Source organism: Balneola sp. (assembly GCA_003712055.1).
Classification (GTDB): Bacteria; Bacteroidota; Rhodothermia; order Balneolales; family Balneolaceae; genus RHLJ01.
This window is the reverse complement of sequence record RHLJ01000004.1, coordinates 305,490-324,049: the sequence shown is the minus strand read 5'-3', so window position 1 is coordinate 324,049 and position 18,560 is coordinate 305,490. Positions and strand designations below refer to the sequence as shown.

The following is an 18,560-nucleotide window of genomic DNA, read 5'->3' as shown; positions in this document are numbered from 1 at the left end:
CATTGAACATTGAACATTGAACATTGAACATTGAACAATTGATAATTGGATAATCACATTGTCAATGCATACTTAGTTTTGTTTATTTGGCAGGTGCAGGCTAACCCCAAACATATATTACCGGTCATAGTATTTGCCCAATTTGCAGGAACTTCTCTTTGGTTTGCAGGAAATGCCGTTGTTGACGACCTGATTGCAGAACTCAATTTGCTGGAGATGTTTGTAGGCTTCATCACCATGGCTGTACAATCTGGCTTTATTATTGGCACCCTGGTTTTTGCTTTCATTAACCTGGCTGATCGCTTTTCTCCGGTTAAGGTTTTCCTTTTTTGTAGCCTGGCCGGAGCTTTAGCTAACCTGACCGCCATTTGGAGTACTAATTTTACCGAGATCATGTTTGCCCGATTAGCGACTGGTTTTTTCCTTGCTGGGATTTATCCGGTGGGAATGAAAATAGCCTCCGACTGGCACAAAGAAGGATTGGGAAAAGCCCTGGGCTATTTAGTGGGGGCACTTGTTTTGGGAACAGCTTTTCCTCACTTACTTAAGTATTCCGGCAGCTCTTTTTCCTGGCATTCGGTGATTATTGGAACATCCATCCTGGCTTCGTTTGGAGGAATTCTTTTATTCCTGACTGTTAAGGACGGACCTAATCGCCAAAAGAACTCCAACTCAAAAATTGAAGTCCGTGCTATCCTGGAGCTATTCAAGATCCCCAATTTCCGATCGGCTGCTTTTGGTTATTTCGGACATATGTGGGAACTCTATACCTTTTGGGCCTTTGTCCCGATCATGCTTGCTTACTACCTGGCCACTAATGAACTCGAGTCTATCAGTATTTCCTTGTGGGCTTTTATCATTATTGGAATTGGGGGTGTGGGCTGTGCCATAGGAGGGCATTTATCTCTTGGCAATCGAAGTAAACAGGTGGCCATAGTGAGTCTGGTCATTTCTGGGCTTTGTTGCCTGGTTCTACCCTTTCTCTTTTCTGCACCTATTGTTGTTTTCCTGCTGGTTATGTTGATTTGGGGAATTTTTGTGATCCCTGATAGTCCCCAATTTTCAACCTTAGTGGCTCAATCATCCCCTTCTGAGTATGTAGCCACTGGGCTTACTATTGTGAACAGCCTGGGATTTGCACTTACTATTGTAAGTATTCAATTAGTGAACCTGATTTGGTCTGCTAATTCAAACCCAATGGTATTCTTGATTATGCTGGTTGGGCCCGTTTTGGGACTGTTAGCTATCTCAAGGTATAAACAGGAGGTAAATGAATACTTCTGATAAGAAAAAAATTAGTGCCATCATTAAAGTTCAAATCCAGGCTTTGAATAAAGAAATAGCTGAGCTAAAGGAGTTTACCAAACCGATTCCCTTGGACGCCTCGATAGGAAGAGTATCGAGAATGGACGCCATCAATAACAAAGCCATTAACGATGCTGCTTTAAGGGATAAGGAAAAGCTGCTAAAACGACTAGAACGAACCCAGGATAGAATTGATGAAAAAGACTTTGGACGTTGCCTAAAATGCGGAAAGGAAATTCCCTTTGGGCGATTGGAATACATGCCTCATGCAACAAGATGTGTTTCTTGCGCCGGTTGATTATACCCGCTTAACATAGCCTGGGTATCATTGGTAAAAACTTTATCTAATGAACCGATTTTTACTTTTTCTCCCTCTTCTTTTTTTAGCCTGCTCTATCGATCAGCCAAATCCTGACAACAATACTACACAATCTGAACTAGCATGGCCCGCTTGGTACACCCCTCTCGATACAGTTCGGGTATTGAGTTGGAATGTGGAGCATTTCGTGGATGATTTCGATAACCCATATATCAATAACCGACGTGAGGATAATCCTCCAACAAATATGCCTGAACGGAGAGCTCAACTGGCAGAAGTATTAAAACTGGCTGATGCCGATATCGTCGTATTCCAGGAGTTTGAAAGCAGTACCTATGCAAAGGTTCTGGCAGACGAATATTTCCCTGAATTAGGCTATCAGGTGTATGGAGGATTGGAAAGTGATGACTGGTATATGAATGTGGTGATTCTGAGCCGGGTTCCTCTGGGTACTTTTTATAGTTATGCTACTTCCAATACCCCAATTATTGGGCAAACCAATGACGACGGAACACCAGCTATGCAGACCTTTATTAATAACAGGATGTGGTCAGTGGATGTATTAGTAAATGAGGAGTATGACTTCAATCTTACCGGAGTGCATTTGAAAGCTGGTCGTGGAGAACGAAATGAACAATGGAGACTAGGAATGATCAACCTAATGAGGGACCAATTCTCAAAATTTATAAGCCTGGATCATGATCAAAACCTGTTGGTTGTAGGTGATTTTAATGCTACTCCTGATAGTGATGAATTCAACGCCTTTTTAGGTGATTCAACGGATTTACGTTTTATTGATCCTTTGGCTGGAACTGGAATATTCTCACATCCGGCTGACTCAGTATTTTGGAGAATCGATCACATCATTCCTAATGAATTCATGATGCCTGAGCTTGTTAATTCCGTCCAGGTCTTCACCCCTTTTTCACCTGATTCTATGGATTTTATTGCCGACCATTTGCCCATGATCGCTGATATTGTTGCTTCGGACTAAGGCATTTTGATTGCCAGTTTACTTTGCTGATATTCGACCATGCAAATTTTAGGAATAGATGTTGGAGGCTCAGGGATAAAAGGAGCCATTGTCGATACAGAAAAAGGGGAGTTAATTACGGAGCGTTTTCGGCTCGTAACCCCACAACCCGCCACGCCGGATGCAATGATTGAAACGATGATTGCAATCATTCGGCATTTTGATTGGCATGGTCCAATCGGTTGTGGGTTCCCCGCAGCGGTTGTAAATGAAATCATAAGAACTGCTGCGAATATAGATAACTCCTGGATTGGAGTGAATGCGTCTAAGCGAATTGAAAAAGAAACTGGATGCCCGGTACATTTAGTTAATGATGTGGATGCCGCCGCTTATGCCGAAATGAACTTTGGCGCCGGAGTTGGGGAACATGGTACTGTGGTAATGGCTGCTTTCGGAACAGGAATCGGAACAGCAATCTTTCGAAATGACCAATTGATTCCAAATACAGAATTTGGCCATGTTTATCTAAAAAACGGAAAGAAGGCCGAGCATTATTCAGCCAATTCCGTTCGCGAAAAGAATGAGATGAGCTGGAAAAAATGGGGCAAGCGAGTAAATAAATACCTCCAATATATGGAAGCGTTGTTCTGGCCAGACTTGTTCATAATTGGTGGAGGTGTAAGCAAAGATTTCGATTCTTTTAAAGAATACATTGATGTTGAAGCTCGTGTTGTTCCTGCCGCAAGTCGTAATCACGCAGGTATTATCGGTGCGGCACTTTCAGCAAAAGATTTTGCAATCTCCTGATCGGATTCCTTAAAAGTCTTGTGTACATTTTTCCCGAACGCTGAGACGGCTAAGATTTGAAAAATATCCTCCTTTTTGTCACTCCCTGTTTGATCTGGGGTTCTACCTGGTACGTAATCACTTTCCAGGTTGGTGAAGTAGATCCTTTATTCTCAGTATCCTATCGTTTTGCACTTGCGGGAGTATTAATGCTGGTGATTTGTTCCATCATGAAGCTTAATCTAAAATTCACCAGAAAGGAACATGCTTTCATTCTGCTCCAGGGCCTTCTGATATTCGGTTTCAATTACTGGTTGATGTATATGTCGGAATTGTATCTAACCAGTGGGGTAGTTGGCTTGATTTTCTCCCTGCTCGTTTTCTTCAACATGATCAACAGTAGGATTTTCCTTAAAACTCCTTTTGAGAAGAAAGTGATCTTCGGGGGAGTGTTGGGAATTATAGGAACGGCCTTCATTTTCCAGGAGGATTTATCTCATTTCACCTTTTCGGATACCAAGATTATGGGACTCCTCATGGCCATTGGTGGAACTATCATCGCTTCTTTTGGAAATATCACATCGGCACGTAACCAGGCCGCCGGTATTCCGGTTATTCAATCCAATGCCTTTGGTATGTTTTATGGAGCCGTTGCGATGTTCCTGGTGGCTATTTTTTCTGGGAAAACCCCCACCTTTGAAATGACCCTCGATTATACCCTGTCATTGATATATCTCACAATTTTTGGTTCAATCATCGCCTTTGGCTCTTACCTTACATTGATTGGAAAAATCGGTGCCAGTAAGGCTGCTTATGTTTCCCTGGTTATTCCCATCATAGCACTGACCATTTCCACTTTCCTGGAAGGCTATACCTGGACAGTCATCAGCTTTTCAGGTGCAGCGTTGATTATCATTGGTAATGTGATTGCCCTGAGGCTTTCAAGGAAGCGGAAAGTTGAGGTAGCGGAGTAGACTGTAGTCATCCTGAGCATACTTGCGAAGGATCATACTTACTCAATATCCACGTTGATCCTTCGGCAGTAGCCTCAGGATGACATTAAAAAAATCAATCCAAAAACTCTGCAAAGAGCGTTCCTGCCAGTTTCGCTGTTCGATTATCCTGGTCAAACTCAGGGTTCAACTCACATACATCCATAGACAAGAGCTTCCCGGAGTTCTTTACTAGCTCGATAACCTTGATAGCATGCTCTGCAAAAATCCCATTCCAGGCTGGAGCACTTACTCCGGGAGCAATAGCGGCATTAAATACATCTAGGCAAACCGTTAGGTAGATGTAGTCTCTCTCCTCGATAAAAGCTGCTACTTTTTCTAAAGACGCTTCCTCTTCAGACATGACTTCTTGGTTCTCTATCCATTGAACGCCTAAACTCTCGACTGTCTTAAAAAGTGACGCAGTATTATTGTGCCGATTAAGCCCATACACAAAATACCTTAAATCCATGTTCTCTTTTTGAGCGTGTTCATGAGCCTGGAGAAAGGGTGATCCTGAATGAGGAGTTCCGTCGTAAGGTCTTAGATCAAAATGGGCATCTATATTTAGAATGCCCAGCTTAGCATCTGGTTTTGAGGATGATAGATAATCTGCTATCCCAAGATAATGACCAAAGGCTGTTTCATGTCCACCACCTATCACAAAACTCTTTTTCGAATTTCTTAGAAGATGGGCTACTCCCTTTCCCAGTTCTGCCTGAGCTACTTCTAAATTTCCAGATTTTGGAAGGATATTTCCTACATCTATAAATCCGGATTGCTCTCCGTGCCAACATAAAGAACCAATTGCCGACCTAAATGAATCAGGTCCTTTCGAAGCTCCTATTCTCCCTTTGTTTCGCACTACGCCTTGATCTGATGTAAATCCTAACAGCGCTACTTCTTTGCTTTCTGAAATTCTATCGAGATGAACAGGTTTGGCGACCTGATGGTATCGAAATTGATCAGAATCGGTATCCGAATCTGTCCGCCCTATCCACACATCTTTTTGAGGGGCCTGGTAGTAATTTAAATCAATGTTGGATGCACTCATCACCTATAATAGTATGGGTTGGATGTAACTGACCCTGGCTATAAAAAATATTTCGAAAGTCATCGCCCTCATAAACTGTAAACCTTGCATTATCGCCTATCCTTATAGTTCCAGCATTAACTCTCAAAGCATATGCCGATCGATAGGTTATAGCAGCCAGTGTCTCTGCGATGCTCATCTTCTCGTTGGCGCCAATAATGGAAGCCTGGGCAAGTAAATGACCCATTGGAGCGGAACCTGGATTCCAATCGGTAGCAATGGCTACACATGCGTCATTATCTAACAATTGACGACATGGTGTAAAAGCCATCCCCAATCCTAAAGAAGCACCGGGTAGTGCTATTGCTACGGTTTTGGAATTCCTAAATTTAGTGATGGAATGTTCATCGATACTTTCAAGATGATCTGCTGAAATGCAACCTGTCTCTACAGCCAGACTTGCTCCTCCGGAGCTGAATTGATCTGCATGAACCGTCATCTCAAAACCGAGTTTTTGCATTTCTTTGATGTACCATTCAGATAGTTCGATATCAAAAGCACCTTCTTCAACGAAAATATCCGCTCGCTTCGCAAGTCCTTCTTCTAATACTCTTGGTGCAACTTCATTTACTAAATAAGCCAGGTACTTTTTATGTGTGCCCTCAAAATCCTTTGGCCTGATATGAGCTCCCAAAAAGGTTGGGATTAATTTAGCCGAAGTATGATTATTCGTTTCTTTTATTGCTCTGAGCATTTTGAGCTCATTATCAAGATCCAAGCCATATCCAGATTTAACTTCTACAATCGCTACCCCCTGAGCCAATAGGGATTCTGTTCTTTTAAGAATAAGCGTTACCAATTCTTCTTGAGTAGCACTTCGGGTAGCCAACACTGTATCCATAATTCCACCCCCTGCTTTAGCTATTTCCAGATAACTTTTCCCTGAAACTCTCATGGCATAATCATTGGCTCTATTTCCAGCCCAACAGATATGGGTATGACAGTCAATAAAAGCTGGCACTACTACCTGATGTTTAGTTTCGGTAAGTACTCGTTCCGCAGCAGCATATTTTTTAAATAGCTGATGATACCCACCGATATCTAGTACCTTACCATCCTGGACTACTATCCCGGCATTTCTTATCACTGGAAGTTCATGATCCTGTAAAGGTCCATGAAGGGAAAGTCCGTCCATGGTTACAATTTCACAAAAAGGGCCATATAATTTTATATCAGTCATAGCTGCCCTTAGAGCAAAAGATTATGTTTCTCACCTACTTCGGTTGCTAAATCGTATCCTGCATCATGATGCCGAAAAACCCCCATAGCTGGATCGTTAAATAATACCCTTTTTAAACAGGCTTCTGCCCTATCAGTACCATCTGCCAGAACGACCATTCCGGCATGCTGACTAAAACCCATTCCTACACCTCCACCATGGTGAAAGCTGATCCAGGTAGCACCGCCAGTGGCATTACTCATTAAGTTTAACAATGGCCAGTCGCTTACTGCATCACTTCCATCTTTCATAGCTTCTGTTTCCCGGTTTGGCGATGCAACCGAACCACAATCCAGGTGATCTCTTCCGATTACAATCGGAGCTTTTACCTTGCCTGCTCGAACCAGATCATTAAATATTAATCCCGCTTTTTCCCTTTCACCCATTCCCAACCAGCAAATACGACAGGGCAAACCCTGGAAGGCAATCTTCTCTTTAGCCTGTGTTAACCAGTTAATGAGGTGTGTGTGTTCAGGGAAAGCTTCCATCAAAGCCTGATCAGTTACATAAATATCTTCCGGATCACCCGATAGTGCTGCCCATCTAAAAGGACCTTTCCCTTCACAGAAAAGAGGACGGATATAAGCGGGAACAAAACCGGGAAAGTCGAAAGCATTTTCAACTCCCCCTTTTTGGGCATATGCTCTAAGGTTGTTCCCATAGTCAAAGGTTATCGCTCCCCTTTCCTTTAGCGTAAGCATATGTCTTACATGACGGGCCATACTTGCTATTGATTTCTGCTCATAGATCTTTGGATCAGTATCCCTCAATCGTTTCGCATCTTCAAGAGAGTACCCGTTTGGGATATAGCCATTAATGGGGTCATGCGCGGAGGTTTGGTCTGTTAATATATCAGGAGTAATCCCATTTTCAATCAATCGCTCCAGCACATCTCCGATATCTCCAACCAAGCCAACTGACAGATTCTCTTTTTTGATTTTAGCTTCCATGATCCATCGAATGGCTTCAAAATAGGAATCGGTCATCCTATCGATGTACCTGGTTTTTAGTCTCTTTTCAATTCGAGAAGGGTCAACATCTACACCTAGAAAAGTAGCACCGGCCATTGTAGCTGCAAGCGGCTGAGCTCCTCCCATACCACCTAAACCACCTGTCACTAAAAGCCTGCCTCTCAAATTTCCATGAAAGTGCTTTTGCCCACAAGCCACAAAGGTCTCGTACGTGCCCTGAAGAATGCCCTGGGTTCCTATATAAATCCAGGAGCCAGCGGTCATCTGCCCATACATCATTAACCCACGTTCCTTTAATTCATTGAAATGGTCCCAGGTGGCCCACTCCGGCACCAAATTACTGTTAGCTATTAATACCCTTGGGGCTTCAGGATGGGTTCTTACAACTCCTACCGGTTTTCCTGATTGAACAAGCAAGCTGTGATGTTCATCTAAATCTAACAGGCATTCCACGATTTTTTCTAGTGATTTGCGATCCCTTGCTGCCTGCCCATTACCTCCATAAACAATCAGGCTTTCCGGGTCTTCGGCTACTTCAGCATTTAAATTGTTAAGCAGCATTCGAAGCGGAGCTTCTGTTTGCCAGTTCTTTGCATGTAGCTTTGTACCTATCGGTGTTTTATAGTTTGGATGCTGTACAAACTCATTAATAAAGTCGGAAGTGCTCATTGTATGATCCGTTTAAATCTATGTTCTGTTTATTGGCTATTTCTTCAGCAGTTTTGGACAGCTGGTGTGTCTGGATAAGCCCCAATGCCTTTGCTATATCCTTTGCAAAAACGCGGTCTTCATCTGCATGATCGATATGGTCTCGAACCAGTTCATGGCAAGCTTCAAGAATGGGCCCGGATTTCATTGGTCTTCTAAAGTCAAAGGCCTGTGCGGCATTCACTAATTCTACAGCTAGAATCTTTTCTACATTTTCCACGACCTGGTTAAGCTTCCTGGAGCTGATCGAACCCATGCTTACATGATCTTCCTGGCCAAGTGATGTAGGAACACTATCGGCTGAAGCCGGAAAACACAGTGCTTTGTTTTCGCTTACTAAAGCAGCTGAAGTGTATTGCGGTATCATAAAGCCAGAGTTTAGGCCAATATCATGCATGAGTAGTTTAGGCAAGCCGTGATGACCTCCTTCGAGCAATAAATAAGATCGCCTGTCTGAAATATTACCTACTTCGTGTGCTGCAAGGGTTAGATAATCGCAGGGAAGAGCCATTGGCTGTCCGTGGAAATTCCCACCACTTATGGCTTCCTTTTCAGATAAAATGATAGGGTTATCTGTAACAGAGTTAATTTCAATATCCAGCATTTGCTTGGTGTGTAGCCAGGCATTTCTGCTCGCTCCGTGTACCTGAGGCATGCATCGAATAGAATAGGGATCCTGAACTCTTCCGCAATCTTCATGGGAGGCCACCATTTCTGAATTATTTAGCAAAGCTCTCAACCGATGAGCAACAAAACATGAACCTTCAAAAGGCCTGGTAATGTGTAGGCGCTGATCAAAGGGACTAACGCTACCTAATACACTCTCTAAACTCATTGCTCCAATTATATCTGCAGCATTTAAGCAATAATGGAAATTGTACACTCCCCAAACTGCATGCGCTGCTATAAATTGGGTTCCGTTTATAAGAGCTAATCCTTCTTTGGCACTAAGAGTAATTGGTTCAAGGGAATAGTCTTTAAGAACCTCTTTACTATCCCTGTACTCCCCTTTGTGATAAATCTTGCCCAACCCGATTAAGGGAAGGAATAGATGTGCTAGTGGAGCAAGATCTCCTGATGCCCCAACTGAACCTTGTTCAGGTACCTCAGGAATCAGGTCGTGATCAATCATAAAGAGAATTCTTTCTAAAGTCTCTAATCGAATCCCGGAATAACCCAGGCTCAGATTATGAGCCTTTAGTATCAACATTGCCTTTGCAATCATAGGCGAAATAGAATTCCCTACGCCAACACTATGACTCCTTAGTAAATTATCCTGAAGTTTTTCTGTATTCTCTCTGGAAATCACAGTACTGCATAACGGTCCAAATCCTGTATTGACTCCATATACTACTTCCCCGGATTCAACAATCGAATTTACATGATTAGAGCTTTGTATGATTCTCTCTCTGGCTTTATCAGATAAACGGATAGACTTATTCCCGTAGCAGATATCTACTACATCCTGAATTGTTGCAGTGTCTACTCCTAGATTAAATATGGCCATAGCTTAGTCCTTCTTATGGAAAGTAGAGAATGGTATTAATGTTTTGTAATTCTTTATATGCATATATTGATTACTATGGGTAATCAAATAGAACTCCGACATCTTCACTATTTCAAAACTTTGGGTCGTGAGCTTCACTTCAAAAAGGCCGCTGACAAATTGTTCATTACTCAGCCTGCACTTAGCAGGCAGTTAAAGCAGTTGGAACAGTATGTTGGAGCAGAGCTCCTTTATCGAGATAAAAGAAATGTCTCATTAACCCCTGCAGGTGCTTATTTGCTTGAGGAAATAGATTTTGTTGTTAACCGATTGGAGTTTATAACTGAAAATATTCGACTCATTCAGCAAGGGGAGAAAGGAGAGATTCGAATAGGCTTTGTTGGTTCTGCTATGCAAGTGGTTATACCCCAACTTCTGTCCCAAATAAATAAGGATTCACCCGGAGTACATTCTGTTTTAACGGAGTTACCTAATAAAGATCAGGTAGAACGTATTCAAAAAGATGAACTCGACCTTGGCTTCATTCGAACTCTTCGATTACCTGATGGTCTAAAGAAACTTGACGTTCATGTGGAAACCTTTTCTCTTGTTCTCCCTTCAAGTCATCCCATTTCTTCTAAAGAATTTACTACGGTAAAGAGCCTTCAAAATGAAAAGTTTATTCTTTTTTCAAGCCAATACAGCCATGGGTATTTCGAGAAAATCATGAGCATTTTTGAAGACCAGGGATTTACTCCACAGGTTGCTCATGAGTCTGTGCATGCCAGTACTATTTTTCGTCTTGTTGAAAGTAATCTTGGAATAGGTATTGTACCCACTTCATTAAAGCATGGTTTTTCCCTGGACATAAAGTTTATAGAGCTAGACAAAATTCCTCAAAGAACTACACTTTCTGCCATTTGGAAGGAAAACAATAGGAATCCAATTCTTGATAAAATTCTAGATTACTTATAAATAACAATTATTTAGCCTAGCCCTTATTGAATCAATAAAGCTTTTCTATTATTTTAATGTTGTAACATTAAAGTTTAACCTTTAACATTATTCCATCTTAAATATTATTTCAAACACAACAAACGATATTATTATGAAAACTTTCAATGTACCAACTCGCGAACAAGTAACAGAAGCTAACCAGGCTATCTTTGATAACTTGACATCAAAGGTTGGTTTTGTACCTAACCTATACGCTACTTACGCTTATAACGATACCGCTCTCGGTGATTACTTAGCCCTTCAAGGCAGGAAAAGCACTCTTTCAGCAAAAGAGAGAGAAATTATTAACCTGGTAGTTAGCGAAGTAAATCAATGCTACTACTGCTTATCTGCTCATACCGCTATTGGTAAAATGAATGGCTTTTCTGACGAACAAATTCTTGACATCCGAAGAGCAGAAGTCGACTTCAATCCTAAGTTTGATGCTCTGGCTAAGTATGTACAAAACTCAGTAATCAACAGAAGTAAGCCAGATGCCGAAGTAATAGAAGCTTTATTTGAAGCTGGCTACAACGAAGCTAACCTTGTTGATATCATCATGGTGATTGGTGATAAAATGATTAGCAATTTCATCCATGGAACTACTCAAGTTCCTATTGATTTTCCTCAGGCTCAACCTCTTGAAGAACTAGTTGAAGCTTGATGCATTAATGACCTCATAAAAGATCAGTCCATAGGGCTGATCTTTTTTATATTAATCACATGGCACTAGCAAGCGAACAAATACAACAAACTAAATTCTATAACGAATCTCATAAACTTCGGGTTAACCTCCTCCTTACTTCAGGTTGGTTAAAAAACGAGATCAAGGAATTCCTGGACCAGTTTGATGTGACCCAACAGCAATTCAACATCTTAAGGATTTTGAGGGGCGCGGATGGAGAGCCACTTTCTACTAACGATATTTGCGACCGAATGATTGATAAAATGTCGGACACATCCCGCATTGTTGACCGACTTGTTGCAAAAAAACTTGCTACCAAAAGACCATGCCCACACGACGGTAGAAAAGTGCAGGTTTTTATTAGTTCTGATGGACTTTATTTGCTTTCCACCATTGATACAAAGCTCAATAACCTGGACGCCATTTTCGATAAGCTAAGCGAAGATGAAGCAAAACAGTTAAATGATTTGCTGGAAAAGATTACCTCCTAAGGAGTTACATCTTTTAATACCTATTTATCTCCGTTAATAATTGGTATGAGGAATTTGGAATACATTATATAAAGTACAATGAATTATTACACAATAGTTACTTACTGACCTTATGCGTTATTCGGTAATGGTTATTGGAAAGATAATTCACCAATAACCATTAACAGCTGACAGAAACACATAAGGTTCACCAAAAAATGCAATAAACTATATGTAAAGATTTAATAGCATCTATATAATTATACATCCATGCTTTCTAAATTTTTTAAAACCACACCGTCTATCTCACCTCTAATTGCCCGTATTACTATTGGGCTTGTCATATTTCCTCATGGAGCGCAAAAAATTCTTGGTATTTGGGGAGGACATGGCCTTACTCCTGTAATGAAATCTTTTGAGCAATGGTTTGGGATACCCTTCTTTATCACTTTCCTGGTCGCTGTAGCTGAGTTTTTTGGGAGCATCGCCCTGATACTTGGTTTTTTATCAAGGTTTTCAGCTGGGAGTATTATCGCTGTTATGCTAGGTGCTATTTACTTTGTAACCGGAAGTCATTTCTTTATGAACTGGTATTCCGAACCCGGACGAGGTGAGGGCTTTGAACTTCATCTTTTAGTGATTGGCCTCTGTTTGATCGTCTTAATTTCCGGAGGAGGGAAATACTCCATTGACGGATGGATTCATTCTAAACTAAATACTAAAGAAGAAAATGAGTGATAAAAAACACACACTGGCCTGGTTTGAATTACCAGTCTCTGACATTACAAGAGCCAAAGCATTTTACTCTACAATCCTGGGAGTTGAACTGGCCAGTATGGATTTAGGAGACGGTTTTAAAATGGAAGTATTTCCCGGGGAAAGCGGTAATGTAAGTGGAGCACTGGTTTGGCATGCCGAAGGATGGTATGCTCCAAGTAATACTCACGGCCCTTTAATCTATTTCGATGCCGACCCTGATTTACAACTTGCTTTGGATAAAGTTGAAGAAGCAGGGGGTTCAGTGTTCATTCCTAAGCGACAAATATCAGAAGATCATGGGTATATGGCTGTAATCGAAGATACCGAGGGAAACAGGGTAGCCTTGTGGTCTAAGTCTTAAGGCTTTTCTTTGGTCAAAATCTTTTGGTTTCGAAACCGCAATGGATAAGAAGCGTAGTCGTTTCATCTTTTAAAAAAACTTTATGGCATGAAGCTTCCTAAAACACTTCGCTTTCTTACTCCTTTTCTCTTCTTACTTTTTCTAACTATTTCTGCACAGGGCCAAACTGGCATCCAGTCTGGCGTCGACCTTTTTGAAGACGGACAATTGGAGCAAGCCAAATCCTTTTTTGAAAACTACCTGAAATCAAATAAGTCAGATTCAGAAGCTAATTTTTACCTGGGAAGAATTCTATTTGATATGGAAGAGTTTGGAGATGCTACCAAATCGTTTGAACAGGCAGCCAAATACGAAAAAGGAAATTCCAAATACCATATGTGGTTGGGGCATTCTTTTGGGAGGAGAGCTCAAAATGCTCCAAAGCTAAAACTCCCGGGCTTGGCCAGGAATAGCAAAAAGAATTACGAAAAGGCTATTGAATATGACCCCTCCAATGTGGAAGCTCGAGAAAGTGCTATGGAATATTATTTACAGGCACCAAAATTTGTAGGTGGGGGAAGGGACAAAGCTGAGGAACAAGCCAAAGCCATTTTTGAAATTGAAAAAGAAGCGGGATATATCGCCTGGGGTAGAGTGTACTCTTATTTTGATGAAGACGAAAAAGCTGTTCAAAACTATAATGAAGCCATTGAATCCTATCCTGAGCTAATGAGGCCTTATTATAGCTTGTACAGTTTCCATTTTAATAACCAGGAGTATGGAAAAGCTGCAGAGATAGCAAAAAAACAACTCGCTGTTAATGATACGACTGCGGCAATCTATAATAATCTTGGTAACGCACTTCAGAGAGACAGCCAATATGAAGAGGCCTATGAAGCTTATCAAAATGCCCTCGAAGCAGATTCTGAATACTATAACACCTATTATCAAATTGGTCGGCTAGCAGCAATTTCCGGAAGCTACCTTGATGAAGGAGAAGAATATTTAAATCGTTTTTTGAACGCCGACCTGGATTTGACTGACAACTTCAAAGCCTGGACTTACTATCGATTGGGTACTATTTATGAAAAAAGAAATAATCCAGAAATAGCTAAGACCCATTATCAAACGGCTCTTTCTAACGACAAAGATCACAAGGAATCTAAAGAAGCCTTGGACAGATTAAAGTAAAGTACTGATCCGGATCTCAGATCAGCTTTTGTTTCACAGCTGCATAGTAAGCAGCCCCTACAATACTGGCATCGTACCCGAATTCTGCCGGCTTAAACTTTGTATTTAATTTTATATAAGGAAGGGTCTTTTCTGGCTTCTTACTAATCTGACCTGCCATTATGAACATCCTGGGATGAAATAAATCTTGATAATGCTCCAGCACGGGTTGAAGTCTTTTTGCCCAGGATTTTCTTGAAATCCCTTCTTCTTTTCTTGATTTGTTTGAAGCGCGCTGATCAATACGAAGCCCTTTAATTTCGATCTTTCCCAGTTCTGTATTTGGAACTAGTTGACCATCTACAAAAATGGATGTCCCAAATCCTGAACCTACATTCAGGATAACAACCGTACCGTTTGTTTTTTTACCTACACCGAAAGTCATTTCGGCTATACCCATCGCGTCTGTTTTGTTTATCACATTAACCTTACACCCCGTGATTTCAGAAAAAAGGTGCTCGGCATCAGCATCAATCCAGGCCTTATTCACCTGATCCCCTGAAAGAATGATTCCCTTATGAACTCCAGCTGGAAATGCACATCCCACAGGACCTTTCCAGTCAAACTTCTTTACTACTTTATGCAGTTTAGAAATCAATTTATGTGGGCGGGTATCCTCTATTATATCCGTGGATTTTTTCCCTGATACGATTTCTCCCTTAACGACATCAACGATCGCCCCTTTAATGCCTTTACTCCCTATATCAATGCCTAGAACTTCCACGAGCTGAGTGAGTTAACAATTTCTTAACATGGGCTCCAATGATAAGGAATGAAGACTAAAAACCAATATTAATTTTCACCAGAAATGGCCGCCTTTTTACTTCTCAACCAATATCCAACCTTCTTCATCAACCAGTCGCTTCGCTACCTTCCACTTGGCTTCTTTTGTTGCTCCGGTACTCATATTTTGGATAGTAACAACCTCGTTTCTTCCAGGCTCCTGGGCTATTGCAACAGGTTTCCGTTTTACATTTGGACCTGACGGCCTTTGTTGGTCTCCGTTAATCGGCTGTTGTGGCGCCTGAAGTCCCATACCTGTTGAATCAGCATGTTGAGTTTGCATTTTACTGGTGTCAAATCTGGAACGTTGCTGCTGAGCCTGCTGAAGTTCACCAGCCTGAGCCTCAGGATATGATTTCCAGATTAATGAAATAGCTTCCTGGTTTATCATGTCGATAAGTTGCCTAAACATATCAAAGGCTTCTCGCTTGTATTCAAGGAGTGGATCTTTCTGTGCAAAAGACCTTAAACCAATACCTTCTTTCACGGAGTCCAATTCGCGTAGGTGTTGCATCCACTTATCATCAATAACTGATAATACCGCTGCTTTTTCCAGAGCAAGAGCTACTTCCTTTCCTTCGTTTTCTAGAGCAGCTTCTACATCTACCACCACACGCATTCGACGAATTCCGTCGGTAAAAATTACCTGAACCTTATCGGGCCGTCTATCCGGATTTGACTCCGTAATTTTCTTCATCACTGTATAAAGCGGCTTAGCCATCATTTCTTCTTTCCGCTTATATACTTCTAGTGCACGCTCAATAATCATGTCTACAAGTAGAGACTCATCCATTTCACGCCACTTATCGTTATCAAACTCTACGTCAACGGCTAAGTTTCTTAGAACCTCTGCATGAAGTCCCTCATAATCTCCTGTCGCTACATGATTGGCAACCAAATCTTCCACAAACTCTTCAAGCATTCCCAGGATATCGGTACGTAACTGATCACCAAGAAGGGCGTGCTTTCTTCGAGCATAAACTACATTCCGTTGGTTATTTAATACATCGTCGTATTCCAGCTGACGCTTTCTTATGCTGAAGTTGTTTTGCTCCACTTTAGACTGCGCCCTTTCAAGAGACTTGGTAATCCATGGGTGAGTAATTACCTCTCCTTCTTCGAAGCTTAATTTATCCATCACTCCAGCCACACGATCGCTCATAAAAAGTGACATGAGTTTGTCCTCAAGAGAAACATAAAACTGAGACTCTCCGGGATCTCCCTGACGACCGGAACGTCCTCGAAGCTGCAAATCAATTCGTCGTGACTCATGTCGCTCTGTTCCTAATATTGCCAAACCGCCATTCTCTTTAACACCGGGCGCCAGTTTAATATCAGTACCTCTACCCGCCATATTAGTAGCCACTGTAACGGCACCGGGCTGACCTGCCTGCTTTACAATCTCACTTTCCTTTGCATGCTGTTTTGCATTAAGTACGTTGTGAGGAATACCTGCTCGTTTGAGCATTCTACTCATGGTTTCAGAAACCTCAACACTGGTAGTACCAACCAATACTGGTTGTCCTTTCTTGTGGTATTCTAGAACCTTGTCGATAGAGGCTTTAAACTTTTCTCGCTTGGTTTTGAATACCAAGTCCTCTTTATCGTCCCTTTGAATAGGTCGGTTAGTTGGAATAACAACTACATCCAGTTTATAAATCTCGTTGAATTCTCCTTCTTCTGTTTCGGCAGTACCAGTCATTCCGGAAAGCTTGTGATACATTCTGAAGTAGTTCTGGAGCGTAATAGTCGCATAGGTCTGGGTTGACGCTTCAACTTTTACATTTTCCTTTGCCTCAATTGCCTGGTGCAAGCCATCAGAATAACGCCTTCCCGAGAGCACCCTACCTGTATGCTCATCTACAATTTGAACCTTACCATCCTGAACGATGTATTCTTCCTCTTTCTCAAAATTGGTATATGCTTTTAACAGCTGGTTTACTGTATGAATTCTGTCCCCGCGTTCTGCAAACAAGCGATGAAGCTCACTGAACTTTTGTTCTCTTAGTTGACGAATTTCCGCTTTCGCTTCATCAAGCTTTTTATCCTGGTAAGTGTCACTTAACTCTAGGGCTTTTACTTCTTCAACCTTTTCTGATTCAAGGCCTTCAATCTCTTTCTCAATTACTGAAGTTTCTAGACCCAGATCAGGGATAACGAAAAATTCGGTATCCTCGTTTTTCATAGTGATGAATTCCCGCCCCTTCTCAGTCATCTCGATAGAATTGAGCTTCATATCCACCGCATAGTATAGATATTCATCTACGATAGGCATGTTTTTAGCATTATCTGCCAAGTAGAAAGACTCCGTTTTCTGGATGAGTTTTTGAATACTTGGTTCCTGAAGCATTTTGCGGAAACGAGTATTCTTTGGAAAACCTCTTTGAGCTCTAAATAGGGCTAAACCAGCTTCTTCCTCATTACCTTCATCCAGATATTTTTGACCTTCCTGGACTAATTGAGCAACCAACTTCTTTTGAGCAGCCACCAACGATTCTACCCTTGGCTTCATCTCTACGTACTTGTCCGACTTATTATCGTGTGGTACCGGACCTGAAATAATTAACGGGGTTCGTGCTTCGTCAATTAAAATGGAGTCAACCTCATCAATTATGGTATAGTGATGCTGAGTTTGCACCAACTGCTCCTGACCAATTACCATGTTATCCCTCAAGTAGTCGAAACCAAACTCGTTATTGGTACCATAGGTAATGTCTGCCCGATAAGCTTTTCTTCTTTGCTCGGTATTGGGCTCATACCGGTCGATACAATCCACATAAATGTCATGGAAATTGAAAATGGGCTCATTCCACTCAGCATCACGTTTAGCCAGATAGTTGTTCACAGTAATTACGTGAACTCCTTTTTCGGCAAGGGAATTAAGATAGGCCGGGAAAATAGCTACCAGGGTTTTACCCTCTCCCGTTTTCATTTCGGCTACTTTCCCCTGATGTAATGTAATGGCACCTACTAATTGCACATCGTAAGGAATCATGTTCCACTCAATCTCATCACCTGCTACTTTCCAGCTTTTACCGACAAATCGACGGCAGGTATCTTTTAGTACCGCATAAGCTTCGGGCAATATGTCATTGAGTACGTCTTCAATGATATCTAATTCTTGTTGCTCAAGATCATCTAAATCTTCCGCAAGTACCCTGTGTTCGGCTGGAGAAAGCTCTTCAATATTGTTCAGCTTTTGCTTTATTTCATCAATCTGATCCCTTGTTTCCTGGGTAGCATCCTTTATTTGTTTTTTGAATGCGTGTGTTTTTCCTTTCAGCTCATCATCACTCAATTTCTCCATTTCGGGGCCGTATGATTTGATTTTTTCAACAATCGGCTGAATGGCTTTGATGTCCTTATCGCTTTTCGACCCAAATATTTTGGTAATGAGCTTTCCTACTTTATCAATCATAAATCTCTTGTGGAGTCGGGTTTAATT

General features: G+C 41.5%; 17 protein-coding genes. 11 read left to right on the top strand and 6 right to left on the bottom strand.

Annotation, left to right across the window (positions count from 1 at the left end; genetic code table 11):
- The first annotated feature begins 84 nt into the window (after window positions 1–84).
- Genes ED557_11250 through ED557_11230 form a run of 5 tightly spaced genes read left to right on the top strand, consistent with a single transcriptional unit; the run spans window position 85 to window position 4,357 of the window.
- Window positions 85–1,284, top strand: coding sequence for an MFS transporter (locus ED557_11250; GenBank protein ID RNC83425.1), 1,200 nt, complete (start codon window positions 85–87; stop codon window positions 1,282–1,284).
- A complete protein-coding gene (locus tag ED557_11245) occupies window positions 1,271–1,603 on the top strand; it encodes a TraR/DksA family transcriptional regulator (GenBank protein RNC83267.1) in 333 nt (110 codons plus the stop codon). The genes ED557_11250 and ED557_11245 overlap by 14 nt, the downstream gene beginning before the upstream one ends.
- 49 nt (window positions 1,604–1,652) lie before the next feature.
- Window positions 1,653–2,618 (top strand): endonuclease/exonuclease/phosphatase family protein, encoded by a 966-nt coding sequence (locus tag ED557_11240; GenBank protein RNC83266.1) that lies wholly within the window; start codon window positions 1,653–1,655, stop codon window positions 2,616–2,618.
- A gap of 39 nt (window positions 2,619–2,657) precedes the next feature.
- Window positions 2,658–3,404, top strand: coding sequence for an ROK family protein (locus tag ED557_11235; GenBank protein RNC83265.1), 747 nt, complete (start codon window positions 2,658–2,660; stop codon window positions 3,402–3,404).
- Between the two features lie 56 nt (window positions 3,405–3,460).
- Window positions 3,461–4,357 carry an EamA family transporter gene (locus ED557_11230; protein RNC83264.1) on the top strand — a complete coding sequence of 299 codons (897 nt, stop codon included), beginning with the start codon at window positions 3,461–3,463 and terminating at the stop codon, window positions 4,355–4,357.
- A 94-nt stretch (window positions 4,358–4,451) separates the two neighbouring features.
- On the opposite strand, the gene hutG is transcribed toward ED557_11230, so the two are convergent.
- From hutG to hutH, 4 genes are read right to left on the bottom strand one after another with little or no spacing between them, the layout of a single operon-like run.
- Complete coding sequence (gene hutG / locus ED557_11225; GenBank protein ID RNC83263.1) at window positions 4,452–5,429, bottom strand: formimidoylglutamase; 978 nt, start codon at window positions 5,427–5,429, stop codon at window positions 4,452–4,454.
- A complete protein-coding gene (gene hutI / locus ED557_11220; GenBank protein RNC83424.1) occupies window positions 5,410–6,639 on the bottom strand; it encodes an imidazolonepropionase in 1,230 nt (409 codons plus the stop codon). The genes hutG and hutI overlap by 20 nt, the downstream gene beginning before the upstream one ends.
- 17 nt (window positions 6,640–6,656) lie before the next feature.
- Complete coding sequence (locus tag ED557_11215; protein RNC83262.1) at window positions 6,657–8,327, bottom strand: urocanate hydratase; 1,671 nt, start codon at window positions 8,325–8,327, stop codon at window positions 6,657–6,659.
- Window positions 8,305–9,873, bottom strand: a complete 1,569-nt coding sequence (gene hutH / locus ED557_11210) for a histidine ammonia-lyase (GenBank protein ID RNC83261.1) — start codon at window positions 9,871–9,873, stop codon at window positions 8,305–8,307. Before hutH ends, ED557_11215 begins: the two co-directional genes overlap by 23 nt.
- Before the next feature lie 75 nt (window positions 9,874–9,948).
- On the opposite strand from hutH, the gene ED557_11205 reads away from it, so the two are divergent.
- The 6 genes from ED557_11205 to ED557_11180 all read left to right on the top strand — a co-directional run bounded on the left by ED557_11205 (window position 9,949) and on the right by ED557_11180 (window position 14,293).
- The gene (locus tag ED557_11205; GenBank protein ID RNC83423.1) at window positions 9,949–10,827 is read left to right on the top strand and encodes a LysR family transcriptional regulator; all 879 of its coding nucleotides are present in this window, start codon (window positions 9,949–9,951) and stop codon (window positions 10,825–10,827) included.
- Between the two features lie 133 nt (window positions 10,828–10,960).
- Window positions 10,961–11,512: a carboxymuconolactone decarboxylase family protein gene (locus ED557_11200; GenBank protein ID RNC83260.1), complete on the top strand. Its 552-nt coding sequence runs from the start codon at window positions 10,961–10,963 to the stop codon at window positions 11,510–11,512.
- A gap of 59 nt (window positions 11,513–11,571) precedes the next feature.
- Window positions 11,572–12,024, top strand: a complete 453-nt coding sequence (locus ED557_11195) for a MarR family transcriptional regulator (protein ID RNC83259.1) — start codon at window positions 11,572–11,574, stop codon at window positions 12,022–12,024.
- Window positions 12,025–12,273: 249 nt separating this feature from the next.
- Window positions 12,274–12,741 carry a DoxX family protein gene (locus tag ED557_11190; GenBank protein ID RNC83258.1) on the top strand — a complete coding sequence of 156 codons (468 nt, stop codon included), beginning with the start codon at window positions 12,274–12,276 and terminating at the stop codon, window positions 12,739–12,741.
- Window positions 12,734–13,123: a VOC family protein gene (locus ED557_11185; GenBank protein ID RNC83257.1), complete on the top strand. Its 390-nt coding sequence runs from the start codon at window positions 12,734–12,736 to the stop codon at window positions 13,121–13,123. Before ED557_11190 ends, ED557_11185 begins: the two co-directional genes overlap by 8 nt.
- 87 nt (window positions 13,124–13,210) lie before the next feature.
- Window positions 13,211–14,293 carry a hypothetical protein gene (locus ED557_11180; protein RNC83256.1) on the top strand — a complete coding sequence of 361 codons (1,083 nt, stop codon included), beginning with the start codon at window positions 13,211–13,213 and terminating at the stop codon, window positions 14,291–14,293.
- 16 nt (window positions 14,294–14,309) lie between these two features.
- Here ED557_11180 and ED557_11175 read toward each other — a convergent pair whose 3' ends face one another.
- Window positions 14,310–15,056: an ROK family protein gene (locus ED557_11175; protein RNC83255.1), complete on the bottom strand. Its 747-nt coding sequence runs from the start codon at window positions 15,054–15,056 to the stop codon at window positions 14,310–14,312.
- A 96-nt stretch (window positions 15,057–15,152) separates the two neighbouring features.
- Window positions 15,153–18,533, bottom strand: a complete 3,381-nt coding sequence (secA, locus tag ED557_11170) for a preprotein translocase subunit SecA (GenBank protein RNC83254.1) — start codon at window positions 18,531–18,533, stop codon at window positions 15,153–15,155.
- Window positions 18,534–18,560: the final 27 nt, after the last annotated feature.